The sequence below is a fragment of the Ruminococcus sp. MCC718 genome (assembly GCF_018783905.1).
Lineage (GTDB): Bacteria > Bacillota > Clostridia > Lachnospirales > Lachnospiraceae > Hominisplanchenecus > Hominisplanchenecus faecis.
The window spans coordinates 128,860-145,005 of record NZ_WQNP01000171.1 but is presented as its reverse complement, the minus strand read 5'-3'; the positions used below and the strand labels follow the sequence as shown (position 1 = coordinate 145,005).

13 protein-coding genes are annotated in these 16,146 nt (G+C 46.0%); 12 read left to right on the top strand and 1 reads right to left on the bottom strand.

Annotated elements, in window-relative coordinates:
- Window positions 1-148 precede the first annotated feature (148 nt).
- From GPK60_RS14405 to GPK60_RS14350, 12 genes are all read left to right on the top strand, one after another.
- A complete protein-coding gene (locus GPK60_RS14405; protein ID WP_173865570.1) occupies window positions 149-577 on the top strand; it encodes a DMT family transporter in 429 nt (142 codons plus the stop codon).
- Window positions 578-658: 81 nt separating this feature from the next.
- Window positions 659-1,333: a helix-hairpin-helix domain-containing protein gene (locus tag GPK60_RS14400; RefSeq protein WP_173865571.1), complete on the top strand. Its 675-nt coding sequence runs from the start codon at window positions 659-661 to the stop codon at window positions 1,331-1,333.
- Window positions 1,334-1,358: 25 nt separating this feature from the next.
- Window positions 1,359-2,051 carry a response regulator transcription factor gene (locus tag GPK60_RS14395; RefSeq protein ID WP_022119561.1) on the top strand — a complete coding sequence of 231 codons (693 nt, stop codon included), beginning with the start codon at window positions 1,359-1,361 and terminating at the stop codon, window positions 2,049-2,051.
- A gap of 106 nt (window positions 2,052-2,157) precedes the next feature.
- A complete protein-coding gene (locus GPK60_RS14390; protein ID WP_330591314.1) occupies window positions 2,158-3,600 on the top strand; it encodes an ATP-binding protein in 1,443 nt (480 codons plus the stop codon).
- A gap of 49 nt (window positions 3,601-3,649) precedes the next feature.
- On the top strand, window positions 3,650-4,675 hold the full coding sequence (locus GPK60_RS14385) for a GerMN domain-containing protein (protein ID WP_215660867.1): 1,026 nt from the start codon (window positions 3,650-3,652) through the stop codon (window positions 4,673-4,675).
- A gap of 29 nt (window positions 4,676-4,704) precedes the next feature.
- A complete protein-coding gene (locus tag GPK60_RS14380; protein ID WP_215660864.1) occupies window positions 4,705-6,858 on the top strand; it encodes a DNA internalization-related competence protein ComEC/Rec2 in 2,154 nt (717 codons plus the stop codon).
- A gap of 20 nt (window positions 6,859-6,878) precedes the next feature.
- Window positions 6,879-7,886 (top strand): deoxyguanosinetriphosphate triphosphohydrolase, encoded by a 1,008-nt coding sequence (locus GPK60_RS14375; RefSeq protein ID WP_022119565.1) that lies wholly within the window; start codon window positions 6,879-6,881, stop codon window positions 7,884-7,886.
- A gap of 25 nt (window positions 7,887-7,911) precedes the next feature.
- Window positions 7,912-9,690, top strand: a complete 1,779-nt coding sequence (gene dnaG, locus GPK60_RS14370) for a DNA primase (protein ID WP_215660861.1) — start codon at window positions 7,912-7,914, stop codon at window positions 9,688-9,690.
- Window positions 9,691-9,823: 133 nt separating this feature from the next.
- A complete protein-coding gene (gene rpoD, locus GPK60_RS14365) occupies window positions 9,824-10,921 on the top strand; it encodes an RNA polymerase sigma factor RpoD (protein ID WP_173895599.1) in 1,098 nt (365 codons plus the stop codon).
- A gap of 11 nt (window positions 10,922-10,932) precedes the next feature.
- Entirely contained in the window at window positions 10,933-11,649 is a 717-nt protein-coding gene (locus tag GPK60_RS14360; protein WP_215660857.1) for a class I SAM-dependent methyltransferase, read from the top strand.
- Window positions 11,646-12,431: a Nif3-like dinuclear metal center hexameric protein gene (locus GPK60_RS14355; RefSeq protein ID WP_022119569.1), complete on the top strand. Its 786-nt coding sequence runs from the start codon at window positions 11,646-11,648 to the stop codon at window positions 12,429-12,431. The genes GPK60_RS14360 and GPK60_RS14355 overlap by 4 nt, the downstream gene beginning before the upstream one ends.
- A 92-nt stretch (window positions 12,432-12,523) precedes the next feature.
- Window positions 12,524-14,194, top strand: a complete 1,671-nt coding sequence (locus GPK60_RS14350; RefSeq protein ID WP_215660854.1) for a nucleoside kinase — start codon at window positions 12,524-12,526, stop codon at window positions 14,192-14,194.
- A gap of 58 nt (window positions 14,195-14,252) precedes the next feature.
- Here the strand turns inward: GPK60_RS14350 and GPK60_RS14345 are convergent, their stop codons facing one another.
- Window positions 14,253-16,130, bottom strand: coding sequence for an LTA synthase family protein (locus GPK60_RS14345; protein WP_215660849.1), 1,878 nt, complete (start codon window positions 16,128-16,130; stop codon window positions 14,253-14,255).
- Window positions 16,131-16,146: the final 16 nt, after the last annotated feature.

Below are 16,146 nucleotides of genomic sequence, written 5' to 3'. Positions count from 1 at the left end.
CAGCGATTCTGTTGGGTAAATGTCAGCAAAGCTGACCAGAATCGCGTGCCAAGTCTCACGTGCGTTCGACTTGAAAAAACAGTAAAAAATGTATAGAAAACTCCTTTGTGCATATACTGTCAGAAAGTACAGGCAAAGGAGTTTTTTTATGATTGGAATTTTAACAGCACTTTTATCTGGAGCCCTGATGAGTGTGCAGGGCGTCTTCAACACGCAGGTGACAAAGGCGACCAGCCTCTGGGTTTCGACCAGTTTTGTGCAGTTTACGGCATTTCTGGTCTGTCTTGTGATCTGGTATTTTGCGGACGGGAAAAGTTTTATGACGCTTACACAGGTTCCGGATAAATGGACGCTGCTTGGAGGTGTGATCGGTGCATTTATCACCGTTACCGTAATAAAGAGCATGAACAGCCTGGGACCTGCGAAAGCGGCGATGCTGATTGTGATCTCCCAGCTGATCATTGCCTACGTGATCGAGCTTCTGGGATGGTTTGGCGTAGAAAAACAACCGCTTACCATGCGAAAAGTGGCAGGGATGGCGATCGCGATCATCGGTGTTGTCATATTTGAAAAATAACGGTTGTATTTTTGAACAATGTTCGATAAAATAGGAATATCTGTACAGGGGAATTTTGTCAGAAGGCAGGAAGGAGTCCTTTTGAGAAAATCAGGCAGAAAGTTAAAAAGTCTGTTTTATCTGACCATAATCGTTGTACTGTGTATTTTTTGGGGCGGCTGTAATAAAAAAGGTGAGATCACGTTTGAACAGGCGGCGGATGAGGTGTTTTCGGAAGAAATTTCCAATCAGTCTGAAGTGGGAGAATCGAAAGAAACGGAGCGGATGAAAGCAGGGGGGACGGATGTGGAAACAGACGCCTGGATCTATGTAGATGTGGCAGGTGCCGTCAGAACTCCCGGTGTTGTAAAACTTGCAAGGGGAGCACGTGTGTATGAAGCGATCGAGCTTGCCGGCGGGTTTGCAAAAGATGCTGCCATCTCAGCGGTCAATCAGGCATCCGTACTTCAGGACGGGCAGCAACTGTATATCGTTACAGTCGAAGAACAGAAGACAAAGCAGCTGTCATCTTCCGAGGGTTCTCTGGAAACGTCCGGTGAGGGCAGAGTGGCAGATGCAGGCAAAGTCAATATCAATCAGGCATCAGAAGAAGAACTGATGACGCTTCCCGGCATCGGGGCATCCAAAGCTGCCGATATCGTACGTTACCGGGAAGAACAGGGCAGATTTGAGCAGATCGAAGATATTATGAATATCAGCGGGATCAAAGAAGCGGTGTTTGGAAAAATAAAAGATAAAATAACAGTACAGCAGTAAAATAAAACAAAAGGAATGAACAAAAATGGCAAAGAAAGTATTAGTTGTAGATGATGAGAAACTGATCGTAAAAGGAATCCGCTTCAGTCTGGAACAGGACGGCATGGAAGTTGACTGTGCATATGACGGCGAAGAAGCTCTGCGTATGGCAAGAGAAAAAGAGTATGATATTATACTTCTTGATGTGATGCTTCCGAAGCTTGACGGCTTTGAAGTCTGCCAGCAGCTGCGTGAAACTTCCAGTGTTCCGGTTGTCATGCTGACTGCAAAAGGTGATGATATGGATAAGATCCTTGGTCTGGAGTATGGAGCAGATGACTATATCACCAAGCCATTTAACATTCTGGAAGTCAAAGCACGTATCAAAGCAATCATGCGCCGTACCGAGAAAAAGGGAGCAGAGCAGACAAAGAGCAAAGTGATCCAGGCAGGAGATCTTACGATGGACTGCGAGGCGAGACGCGTCAACATTGCAGGCAGAGAAGTAAACTTGACTGCCAAAGAATTTGATGTGTTGGAGCTTCTGATCTTTCATCCGAACAAGGTGTACAGCAGAGAGAATCTGCTCAACATTGTCTGGGGTTATGAATATCCGGGAGATGTGCGGACCGTAGATGTACATATCCGGAGACTGAGAGAAAAGATTGAGATAAATCCGAGCGACCCGCAGTATGTACACACCAAATGGGGCGTCGGATATTATTTCCAGCATTCATAACTGTCAGGTAAGTGTCAGCAAAACTGACCAGAATCGCATGCCAAGTCTCACGTGCATTCGACTTGAAAAGGTACACTGAAGGAAGGGAGCAGGCACAGGGGAGCAAGTGTTCAGAAAAAAGAAAAAAAACGAAAAATTACGAAAGTACATAAACAGTCTTCAGTTTCGTATGTGCCTGATCTTTATCATCGTTGGAATTGTGCCGATCATGCTGATCAAACACGGGATTTTAACGAATTATCAGGATCAGGCGGTGAAACAGCGTATCAGTATCATACAGAGCCAGAGCGATCTGATCACAGCCCAGATTTCCAAGACCGATTACCTGAGCGGTGAGAAGTCCAAGATCACAGATGTGGAGCTGCAGCAGATGGCGAATCTTTACAACGGCAGGATTCTTGTTGTCAATAAAGAGTTTCGCATTATTAAGGATACCGATCAGACAGATGAGGGCAAATATATTGTGGCGGAAGAGGTGATCCGCTGTTTTCGCGGTGAGGATGGACAGAGCTACAGCAGGAAAAACGGCTTTATTGAGATTACCATACCGATCTATGATGCTCAGAGCAAAGAAGTGGAAGGCGTGATGATCGTCAGTACACCGACCAGAGATATCCGTAAGAACCGTGATGATCTGAACCGGAAAGTACTGATCCTTCAGATTGGAATGGGGATTGCCATTTTTCTGATTGCATACTATCTTTCCAAGATGCTGGCAAAGCCGTTTGAAAAGGTTACCAAATCTTTGAGCCAGGTGCAGGAAGGCTTTCTGGATGCTGATATCTCCATACCGGACTACACCGAGACACAGCAGCTTGCAGAGGCCTACAATCAGATGCTTGCCCGCATGAAAGCTCTCGATGATTCCAGGCAGGAGTTTGTCTCCAACGTGTCACACGAGCTGAAAACACCGATCACATCGATGAAAGTACTTGCAGATTCTCTTCTGGCACAGCCGGATGCACCGGTGGAGCTTTATCAGGAGTTTATGGCGGATATCGCAGAAGAGATCGATCGTGAGAATAAGATCATCACGGATCTTCTGTCGCTTGTGAAGATGGATAAAAAGGCAGCAGATCTGCATATTGAAAATAAAAATATCAATGAACTGCTGGAGCTGATCATCAAGAGACTGACACCGATCGCGGACAGGCAGGATATCAACCTTGTGTTGGAGAGTTTCCGCCCGGTCAATGCCGAAGTGGATGAGACGAAGCTGACGCTTGCCCTGTCCAATCTGGTTGAAAATGCGATCAAATACAACAAAGAGGGCGGATGGGTGCATGTTTCGCTTAATGTAGACAACAAATATTTTTATGTAAAAGTAGAAGATTCCGGCATTGGTATTCCAAAAGAGTCACAGGATGCTATTTTTGAACGTTTTTACCGTGTGGATAAATCACACTCAAGAGAGATCGGCGGAACCGGTCTGGGGCTTGCAATCACGAGAAGTGCGATCCTGATGCACCGCGGAGCGATCAAGGTTTACAGTAAAGAGGGCGAAGGTACGACCTTTACTGTTCGGATCCCGCTGATTTATGTGAACTGATACAACGGTTCACCTGGCAGGGGCTTTTGCCGGAATGGAGAACAAAAATATGAAAAAAATGGCAGGATTTGCAGCAGCTGTGTTTCTTGGCCTGATGCTCACGGGTTGCCAGGGCACACAGAAGGCAGAACAGAGCGGTTATAAGGTTTTTTGCCGTAATGCAGAGGCTACTGCACTTCGGGAAGTACAATATGAGCCGGAAGCAGAAGGCGGGGAAAAACTGGTGGAAGAATTGCTTTCTGCAATGGAAGGGACGTTTAATCGAAACGACTATCAGAGTGTTTTTCCGGAGGGACTGACTGCTGCGGTATCGACTTTAAAGGACGGACGGCTGACGATTGATTTTAATGATGCTTATAAGCAGATGGATGATACAAGAGAAGTTTTGCTGCGTGCCGCAGTGGTGCAGACGATGACGCAGATCACGGATGTCCGGGAAGTGGTATTTACCGTTGCAGGTGAGGCACTTCTGAACTCGGAAAATCAGGCAGTAGGGCCGATGCATGCCTCTTCGTTTATCAATTCGGAGGGTGACAGTATCAATGCATATCAATATGAGGCATTGCCGCTTTATTTCGGTAGCAGAAACGGCACTTCACTGATAAAACAGATGCGAAACGTGCATTATGCATCGGATGATTCTCTTGAAAAACTGGTTGTTGGGCAGCTGATCGCAGGACCGGCGGGCAGCAAACTTACTGCAGTTGTGCCGTCTGATACGGTTGTGCGTGAAATCCGTACGGAGGGGGATTTATGTACGGTGAATTTAAGCAGTGAATTTAATCAGGCAGTGGCAGGATCTTCGGTTACACCGGAAGTGACGGTTTATGCGATCGTAAATTCCATCTGCGAAAGCTGTGAGGATATCACGAAAGTCCAGATCCAGGTGGAAGGCAGCTCGGATGTACTTCTGCGTGATACACTGGATCTGTCACAGGTGTTTTCCTGTAACAGCAGTTTCATACGGGAGAAAGACGGAGAAAACGATACCGGGAGCAGCGATAACGGTGCGGTTCCATCGGTTGGCGTTGATCCGAATCTGACAAAGGAAGCACAGACAGAGAGCGGAACTTGATATATTTCAAAAAGAGACCGTTGTTGTTTTTGACAGGTATTCTAATCTTATGGATCTTGCTCTGTCATTTTGCGGGGATCCGGGAGCAGTTCCCTTATCCGCAGTCGTTTGACGGAAAACAGGTTTCCTGCATGGGAAGAGTCTGTCAGATCGAGGCAGGAGCAGATTTCTGGTATGTATATGCAGATCATATACAGGCTGATTTTATGGAGGAGGTTTCCGAACGTCTTAAGGTTCGGGCAATTCTGGAAGAGCCAGCGGACTGTGCGTACGGAAACCGGGTGCAGATCTGCGGCAAACTGACGCTTGCAGAGGCTCCCTCAAACGATGGAGCCTTTGACCGCCTTTTTTACCAGCAGACGGAGCGTCTTTTGTTTAGTATGAAAAATGCCCGTTTAACCGTTCGGGATGGCAGGCAGAATCCGCTGTTACAGTGGATGTATGAAGTCCGCAGGATCTGTATGCGGCATCTGGAGCAGATATTTGATGAGCAGGATGCCGGAATTCTCGCAGCGATGCTACTTGGCGATAAGAGCAGGCTGGATGAGGAGATCAGAGACTGGTATCAGGTGGGCGGCATTGCTCATGTGCTTGCGATTTCCGGACTTCATATTTCTCTGTTTGGCATGGCACTCTATCATATCTTGCGAAAACTGGGGATCTCATTTGTGGTTTCTTCCGGGATCGCAGGCAGTTTTATGTTATTTTATGCAGTTTTTACCGGTGTAGGTGTATCTACACGCCGTGCCGTGATCATGTTTCTTCTTTTTCTCGGAGCACAGTGCCTTGGAAGGACGTATGATTTATTGAGTGCTCTGTCAGCAGCTGTTTTTTTACTTCTTTTTGATTATCCCATTTTATTATTCTCATCTGGATTTCAGATGTCAGTTTCTGCTGTGGCAGCGATCGGTGGATTTTATCCGATTCTGAAAAAGCATTACGGATCATATATCTCTTCCGGGGCGGCTATTCAGCTTTTTATGCTGCCGTGTGTTCTGTGGCATTCTTTTTCTTTTCCTCTTTACAGTGTGATGTTGAATAGTATGGTCATACCGCTGCTTCCGTTTGTTCTCGCCGGAGGCGGCAGTGCCTTGCTTTTTTCTTTTTTTTCGCTGAAAGCAGCTTCATATCCGGCAGCGGCAGTGCATGGTGTGTTAAATTTATATTCCTGTCTGTGCCGCGTATCTCTGGAACTGCCTTTTTCTCAGATGATTTTTGGAAGACCGAAACTGTGGTCGATTCTTCTATATTATGTGATCCTGTCTGCGGGGGCTGTGTGGCTGCTTCAGAAAAAACAAAAGAAAGTCTGTTATCTGGTCTTTGTTTTCATGGCGATTTTCTTTTTGAAGCGGACGGAGCCGAAGGCGTTTTCTGTGACCTTTCTGGATGTCGGACAGGGGGATGGCATTGTGCTAAGGGATGATACCGGTGTGACCATGTTGTGTGACGGCGGGAGCAGCAGTGTCTCGAACGTTGGAAAATACAGAATTCTTCCGTATTTGCGGTATCATGGGATTGACCGGTTGGATTATGTGTTTTTAAGTCACATGGATATGGATCATATCAATGGAGTAAGGGAACTGCTGGAGCGTCAAACATGCAGTATTAAAATAAAAAATCTGGTATTACCAGCCATCAAAAATCCGGATGAGACGTACCTTGAGATTGAAAGACTGGCAGCAGGGCAGAAGATCGCTGTGCACAAAATGCGGGAGGGTGACTGTATCTGTACCCGGTCGATGATGCTTACCTGTCTTGCCCCGAAAGCTGGGGATACTTCCCAAAATAAAAACGAGACATCCATGGTGCTGCATGTAAAATACAAATCTTTTGATGTGATGCTGATGGGGGATCTGGAAAAAGAAGGGGAAAAGGATCTGATCAGAAGAAAAAAACTGCCGCAGCTTCTGGAAGGAGGAAATAAAATCGAAGTTTTAAAGGCAGGACATCATGGTTCCAAAGGAGCCACATCAGAAGAACTGCTGGATATCCTGAAACCACAGATGGCGGTTTTGTCTTATGGAAAAGGAAATCGCTACGGGCATCCGGCACCGGAAACCATAGAACGGTTAGAAAAGGCGAACTGCCCGGCCGTTTCTACGGAAAAGTGTGGTGAAATAACATTTTTTTGCCTTAAAAATGAAAAAATTCTTGTTAGATATGGAAAAAACGTGATAAAATAATTAGAAAGGGGGCGATTGCCATGACGATTCGAGAGATGGCAGAGCAAAGAGAAGTGGCTTATTTCAGCCCGTATGCATCCCTCAGCAGCAAGTCCAGGGGACGCGACCGGGAAGAGCCGCCATGCGATATCCGTCCGGTCTATCAAAGAGACCGGGATCGTATTTTACATTCTAAAGCATTTCGCAGACTGAAGCATAAGACACAGGTTTTTCTGCTGCCGCAGGGAGATCACTACCGCACCAGGCTGACCCACACGCTTGAGGTAGCACAAACGGCGAGGACGATCGCAAGAGCCCTGCGGATGAATGAAGATCTGGCGGAGGCGATTGCACTTGGGCATGACCTTGGGCATACACCGTTCGGCCATGCAGGCGAGCAGGCGTTAAATGAGATCTGCCCGTTTGGTTTTGCTCATTTTGAACAGAGTGTCCGCGTTGTAGAACTTCTTGAGAAGAACGGAAAAGGTCTGAATCTGACCTGGGAAGTCCGTGACGGGATCCGAAATCACAGAACGTCCGGTCATCCTTCCACGCTGGAAGGAAAGATCGTACGGCTTTCAGATAAAATCGCATACATCAATCACGATATTGATGATGCATTGCGTGCCGGGATTTTAAAAGAAGCAGATGTTCCGGCAGAATACCGGGAAGTTTTGGGTGATACGATCCGGGAACGTTTAAATGCTCTGATCCACGATATTGTGATCCACAGTCAGGGCAAAGATGACATTGTCATGTCACCGGAGATGGAAAAAGCGATGCGGGGAATGCGGAACTTTCTGTTTGAGAATGTGTATCACAATCCGCTGGCAAAAAGAGAAGAAAAAAAGGTCCGGCATCTTTTACAGGAACTTTATCAGTACTATATCGAGCATCCTCTAGAACTGTCAGAGGAATATTTAAACCTGATGGATGCGGGGCAGGAGAAAGAGCGGGTTGTCTGTGATTACATAGCAGGGATGACCGATCAGTATGCCATGCAGGCGTTTGCAGACCTTTATATTCCGAAGGCATGGCCGGTAAAATGAATAAGCAGGAAATAAGGAGATAGGTATGTATTATCCGGAAGAACTGGTCGAAGAGATCAGAGAGAGAAACGATATTGTCGAAGTGATCGGCACTTATGTCAAGCTTCAGAAAAAAGGAAGCTCTTATTTTGGACTTTGTCCATTTCATAATGAAAAATCCCCATCTTTTTCGGTAAGTCCAGACAAACAGATGTACTACTGTTTCGGATGTGGAGCAGGCGGCAATGTATTTACGTTCATTATGGAATATGAGAATTACAGTTTTCCGGAGGCACTGAAATACCTGGCAGACCGGGTCGGGATCAAGCTTCCGGAGCGGGAATATTCAGAGGAAGAAAAAAGACAGCAGGATCTCCGCATGCAGGTGCTGGAAATAAACAAGATGGCAGCCAACTATTTTTATTATCAGCTTCGTACGGAGAGCGGGGCTCAGGCTATGCAGTACCTGAAAAGCAGACAGCTGGATGATGAGACAATCAAACGGTTTGCACTTGGATATTCCAGCAAATACAGCAGCAATCTATATCAGTATTTTAAAAGCAAAAAAATATCCGATGAATTATTAAAAGAATCCGGGCTGTTTAATGTGGATGAAAAAAATGGCATGTACGATAAATTCTGGAATCGTGTCATCTTTCCGATTCTGGATGTCAACAACCGTGTGATCGGTTTCGGAGGCCGTGTGATGGGAGACGGCAAGCCTAAATATTTAAATTCGCCGGAGACGATCGTTTTCGATAAAAGTCGCAATCTGTACGGACTGAACATTGCAAGAGCAGCAAGGAAAAAGTATCTGCTGGTTTGTGAAGGATATATGGATGTGATCTCCATGCATCAGGCGGGATTTTCAAATGCAGTGGCATCGCTTGGAACGGCTCTGACGGAGAAGCATGCCACACTTCTGAAACGTTATACGGACGAAGTAATCCTGACGTACGACAGTGACGATGCCGGTGTGCGTGCCGCACTGAGGGCGATACCGATCGTAAAACGTGCAGGACTCAGGGCAAGAGTGCTGCATATGAATCCTTATAAAGACCCGGATGAATTTATCAAAACCCTTGGGGCAGAGAAGTTTCAGGAACGCATTGATCAGGCGGAAAACAGTTTTATGTTTGAAATTTCCGTGTTGGAGAGAAATTATGACATGAAAGACCCGGAAGGAAAAACTTCTTTTTTCCAGGCGGTATCGGAAAAACTGATGGAGTTTGAGCAGGAGCTGGAACGTGAAAATTATATTCAGGCAGTCGCAGAGAAATATCACATCGGATTTGACAATTTAAGAAAAATGGTGAATCGCAGTGCGATGCGTGCAATCGGCAGGGAAGTACCGAAAAGTACTGTGAACCGAGAACGAAAAGAAATCCGGAAAAAAAGTCAGGATGACGGCATGAAACAGTCACAGAGACTGATGCTGACCTGGCTGATTGATAAAAAAGGATTGTATGCAAAAGTAAAACCATACCTGGATGCGGATGATTTCACAGAAGATCTTTATCATCAGGCGGCACAGCTTTTGTTTGAACAGCTTGAAAAGAGCGAGCTGAATCCGGCAAGGATCATCAATCATTTTGAAGATCCGGAAACACAGAAAGAAGTCGCATCGTTATTCCATGCCAAGTTAAACCTGCAGTCGCAGGCGGAATTTGACAAAGCATTGAATGAAACACTGCGAAAGATTATCAACAACAGTATTGAATTTCGAACGAAAAACATGAATCCGGCAGATATTGCGGGATTGCAGAAAATCTTACTGGACAGAAAGAAAGTTCAGGATATGCCGAAGATCACATATCAGATGTGAGATGAATCCTGCATCCGCAGGCGGCAGCAGCAAGACAGCACAGGCATCAGATGGGAGCATAGTCAGCTGTATATTTTCCGGTATTGGGGAAAAAATATAGGAAAGATACGGCACTTGAAAGAAGGTGGATCAGATGGAGGAACACAGCAAAGAATTTTTGGAGAAATTAAAAGGACTGCTTGCATTTGCAAAAGAACATAAAAATGCACTGGAACATCAGGAAATCGTAGATTATTTTAAAGGAATTTCGCTTACCGAGACACAGAGCGAAAAAATTCTGGACTATCTGGATGAGCATGGCGTGGATGTTCTCAGGCAGAAAGATGCAGATGCCCTGGAAGATCTGGAAGAGGAAGAAGAAGTCGATGTTTCGGAAGCGGCCCTGGAAGTTCCGGAAGGGATCAGTACCGATGATCCGGTACGGATGTATTTAAAAGAGATCGGCAAGATCCCGCTGCTTACCGCAGATGAAGAGATTGAGCTGGCAAAGCGGATGGAAAAGGGAGATCCGGAAGCCAAAAGAAGACTTGCCGAGTCCAATCTTCGTCTGGTAGTAAGCATTGCAAAACGTTATACCGGACGCGGAATGCAGTTTCTGGATCTGATCCAGGAGGGAAACTTAGGTCTGATCAAGGCTGTTGAGAAATTTGACTATAAAAAAGGTTATAAATTCAGTACCTATGCGACCTGGTGGATCCGTCAGGCGATTACCAGGGCGATCGCAGATCAGGCGAGAACGATCCGGATTCCGGTGCACATGGTAGAGACGATCAACCGCACGATCCGCACGTCTAGACAGCTCACACAGTCGCTTGGCCGTGAACCAAGTGCGGCAGAGATTGCGGAAGTGATGAAGATGCCGGTGCAGCGTGTGGAAGAGATTCTCAAGATCGCCATGGACCCGATCTCGCTGGAAACGCCGGTCGGGGAAGAGGATGACACACATCTTGGCGATTTTATCAAAGACAACAAAAGCGAAGTGCCGGCCGATGCTGCAGCGTACACGCTTTTGCAGGAGCAGCTGGATGAAGTCATGCAGACTCTGACAGACCGGGAAAAGAAAGTACTGGCTCTGAGGTTTGGGCTGGAAGATGGAAGAAGCCGGACACTTGAGGAAGTCGGAAAAGAGTTCCATGTCACAAGGGAACGCATCCGGCAGATCGAGGCGAAGGCTTTGCGGAAACTGCGGCATCCGAGCCGCAGCCGGAAATTAAAAGATTATCTTGATTAAGGAGAACAGATATGCAGTTATCAGACAGACTGCAGGCGGTTGCTTCCATGGTAACAGAAAACAGCCGTCTGGCAGACGTGGGAACAGACCACGGATACATACCGATTTATTTATGTGAGATGGGAAAGATCCCGTCAGCGATTGCCATGGATGTAAAAAAGGGACCGCTTCTGCGGGCTAAGATGAATATCGAGCGTTACCATATGCAGGAGAAGATTAGGACACGTTTATCTGACGGCGTTTTGAAATTAAATCCGGACGAGGCGGATAGCGTGGTGATCGCGGGCATGGGTGGAACACTCGTCATGAAAATTTTAGAAGAAGGCAAAAAAGTACTGGTGGACGTAAAAGAGCTGGTTTTGCAGCCGCAGTCTGACATTGATAAGGTGCGAAAATATCTGTATGAAAATGACTACGTGATCACAGCAGAAAAGATGGTATGCGAGGAAGAAAAATACTATCCGATGATGCATGTGCAGCATGGACATATGGAAGAACTTGCAGACATAGAATGGAAATACGGAGCTTTTTTATTAAAAGAAAAGAATCCGGTTCTTGGCTCTTTTCTGAAAAAAGAAGAGACCACGCTGAATGGTGTGCTTCAGAATTTAAGGCAGCAGCCCAAAGAGAGGGTGAAAGAGCGTATTTTGGAAATAGAGGCGTTGCTTGCCCTGAACCGGAAAGCACAAAAATGGATGAAAACAGAAGAGGAGTGTGAGAAGGCATGATCTGCCGGGAGCTGATTGAATTACTGGAGAAAAAATATCCGCCATCCATCGCAGAATCCTGGGATAATCCGGGACTGCAGGTGGGAAGCTATGAGAAAGAGATCAAGAGCATTTATATCGCACTGGATGCGACCGGAGAAGTGATCCGCCATGCCATCGATGCAAAAGCAGATCTGCTGCTGACGCATCATCCGATGCTGATGCATGGACTGAAAAAAATAAATGACGGTGATTTTTACGGACGGCGTGTGCTGGAACTGATAAAGCATGACATCGCTTATTATGCAATGCATACCAATTATGACATCGTGGAGATGGCACCGTTAGCAGCCAGGATGCTTGCGTTGAAGGATGCACAGATCATGGAGAAAACCTGTGTGCTTCCGGATGGACGTGAAGGCGGTTTTGGTATGGCAGGCGAACTGCCAAAAGAGATGACACTGCTTCAGTGTGCAGAGTATGTAAAAGATGTTTTTCAGATACCGGATGTGAAAATTTTCGGAAATCCGGAAACAGTTCTGAACCGTGCGGCGGTTCTTCCGGGCTCCGGGAAGAGTATGACGGCAGATGCCCTCCGAAATGGGGCAGAAGTTTATATCACCGGAGATTTTGGCCATCACGATGGGATTGATGCTGTAGACCAGGGACTGAATGTGATTGATGCCGGCCATTATGGCATTGAACATATTTTTATCGGACAGATGGCAGAAGAATTAAAGGAGCGTTTTCCTGAAATGGAAATCTGTACAGAGCCGATCCGACATCCGTTTTTGATGGTGTAGATAAGTTTTCGGAGAATCTCAAGTCACAGAACGGAATCTTCCGGTATCGATGACAATGTGATCTGTAAAAATGATCAGGAGGTGGTTTGACGATGGAGAAAGAATATATTCAGGTTTCTTTTGAAAATGGAAACATAGAAAGGAAAAGCTATCCGGCGGGTATACGGCTGCTTGATCTTGCAAAGGAATATCAGAAGGAGGATGATATTGTTCTTGCAAAGGTCAACGGGCGGCTGCGAGAACTGTACCTGCAATTAACGGAGGACTGCCGCATTTCTTTTATCACAACAAGGCAGCAGGAAGGGATGGCGGCCTACAGGCGGAGTATGACGCTGCTTTTGCTGAAGGCACTCTACCATCAGGCAGGGCATGAACACATCCGCAGAGTTGGTATCCATTTTTCCGTCAGCAGCGGATATTACTGTACGGTCGACGGTGATGTGACACTGAATCAGGATTTTCTTGATAAAGTGGAAGCCAGAATGAGGGAACTGATTGCCCAGAAAGTGCCGATCAACAAAAAAACGATCGGTACGGACGATGCGATCGCATTGTTCTCGCAGTACGGGATGAAAGACAAAGAAAAATTGTTTCATTACCGCCGGGCTTCCAAAGTCAATATCTATGATATGGGCGGTTTCGAAGATTATTATTATGGCTACATGATTCCGGACACTTCTTATCTGGGAGCGTTTTCCCTGCATTTGTATGAGGACGGATTTGTACTTCAGATGCCACAGCGGAAAGATCCGAAGACGGTTCCGGCCTTTGAGCCGGAGAACAAAATGTTCCGTGTTCGAAAAGAATCGCTCAAATGGGGAGAGATGCTCGAAATTCCTACCGTAGGATTACTGAATGATTATATTGTGCACCATGGCATCCATGACCTGATCCTGATCCAGGAGGCACTTCAGGAAAAGAAAATTGCGGAGATTGCCGGAAAGATCGCCGAAAATCCGGATAAAAAGATCGTTATGATCGCCGGTCCGTCTTCTTCCGGAAAGACGACCTTTTCTCATCGGCTTTCGATCCAGCTTTCCGCACACGGACTGAGACCGCATCCGATCCCGGTGGATAACTATTTTGTAAACCGGGAAGACACACCGGTGGATGAAGATGGGAAACCAAACTACGAATGTCTGGAAGCCATCGATGTTCAGCAGTTTAACGATGACATGAACGCACTGCTTGCAGGAAAGAGCGTGCATCTGCCTGTTTTTGATTTTGTGAGCGGCAAACGCATGTACAGTGAAAAAGAGACAAAACTTGGAAAAGAGGATATTCTGGTGATCGAAGGCATTCACTGCCTGAATGATCAGTTGTCCTTTGCACTGCCAAAAGAAAATAAATTCAAGATTTATGTCAGTGCCCTGACGCAGCTCAACGTCGATGAACATAACCGTGTTCCGACTACAGACGGAAGACTGCTTCGAAGGATTGTACGCGATGCCAGAACGCGGGGAACGACGGCAAAAGCAACGATCAGCATGTGGCCGTCGGTGCGAAGAGGAGAAGAGTCCTATATTTTTCCTTATCAGGAGCAGGCAGATGTGATGTTCAATTCAGCACTGATCTATGAACTGGCTGTTCTGAAGATGTATGCAGAGCCGCTTTTGTTTGGCATCGGAAGAGAGGAACCGGAATACCAGGAAGCGAAACGCCTCTTAAAATTTTTGGACTATTTTGTGGGAATCCCAAGCGAGAGCGTGCCGATGAATTCTATCTTAAGAGAGTTTATCGGGGGCGGATGTTTTCAGATATAACAAAAACCATGGAAGTGACAAATATTGTCTTTTCCATGGCTTTTCTTTTTCTCTTACATCAGTCAAAAAAGTTCTCGATCCTTTTTTTCTTGTCAAACAGATCGTTGTACTGGAGGATCTGATACTTTCTGAGGGATTCATAATAAGGGGAGGATTCATCTTTTAAGGAATAATAGCTGCCATCCTCACCGAAATAACCGTTTGTTGTCAGCACCGGGATCTGTTTATGTATATCTAAAAGGAACTGATTGAACGGAGAGAGTTTCATGCCGGTGCTCTCAAGCATCAGAGTCGAGAGGTAATTCATACTGATGTTTACATTTTCCTGTTCTTCGATATCGTAGTTTGCCCATATCAGAAACGGAGTCTTATAGAGATTCATATTTTCTTCTGCACTGAGTTTTTCGACATTTTTTCCGAGGATCTTGCTGTAAACTTCATTGGAAAGTCCGGGTTCGTGATCACCGAAAAAGACGATTACGGTCGGATCCTTCTGCTTGCTGAAATACTCGATCAGAGATTTCAGGGCAGTGTCGGAATGATGGATCAGGTTCAGGTAACGTTTCAGTTCCGGATCATCACATTTTTCTTCGATGGAGATCGGCATATCCAGATTGTCAAAATCCTGGTCATAGCCGCTGTGATTCTGCATGGTGACATTGAACAGATAAAACGGGGCATTGCTCTTCTTTTTTGCCTGTTCATACTGATCGATGATCACCTGGAAATCAGCTGCGTCGGATACAAAGTTGCGAATCTTATCCGAAGCGGAGACATCCAGATCTTTTAAACTGATGAAATCCGAAAATCCGAGGTTTGGATAAACATGGTCGCGGTTGTAACCGTTTGCACGGAATGGATGGAATGCCAGCATACCCTGATAATCCTGGTTTCCAAGATGTGTGGTCAGACCCGGCAGAAGACTTTTGATGTAAAGCTGATAAGGTGTTGCAGATGCCGGCACAAAAGCTTTGGACAGTCCTGTCAGAAACTCAAATTCCGTGTTTGCCGTCTGCCCTCCGAATACGGATACATAGGAGAACCCCTTTACAGTGTTTTTTGTAAGACTGTGGTAAAATGGCATTACATCTTCGCTGGTCCTGAAATCACCGACGGCCTGCAGATCGGCAAAAGCTTCGTCCATAATGGCGATGACATTTGGTGTTTTTGCATTGCCGGAAGAGGTTTCACTGCGATACGGGGCGGCTATCTCTTCAGCAGCGTTTGCAGAATATCCATCCGGTTTATGAATTATCATCAACTGGATACTTCGCATAAAAGTCAGGACGCATCCGTTTTTGCGGTAGGATTTGATCGGACGGAACGTATTGACAGTGACATGCATCGGTGTCACAGTCATAACCGGCGTATAGATCATAATCCAGAAGGAAGCAAAACAGATGGCGGCACTTCCTAGGATGGCAGAGATCCTTTTTTTGCCTTTTGGAAGTCGGAGACGTTTTACACGAAACAGCAGAATACACCAGGCGATCAGACCAAGCAGTGTGATCGTGCGGGGCAGATCAAGCGAATATTTATAATTGCCGACCACATTCATCGCAGTTCCCATGATCGTCAGATCCGAAGCCAGGATTGGGATTCCGCGAAACGTTGTTGTGAAATAATTCGTCAGTGAAAATATAATGCTGAAAATACACAGAAAACATCCGGAGAACCGCATACTTCCGGTCAGGGCAAACAGAAATCCCATCACGATATAAAATAAAAATGCGGTTACACCGAAACGAAGCAGGCAAGACGGACGGATAGAATAGAAAATCAGTCCGGGCCCCGCCGGGTTTGCGTATTCCAGGAACAACAGTGCCACAAGAGGCGTAAGGAAAAAGACAGTCAGAGCTATCCGTTCTTCCTTTGATAAATTTTGAAATACCGACTCTTTGTTGGCGGAATCGGTTGCTTTGATTGATTTTTTCATATTGATACACTTCCTT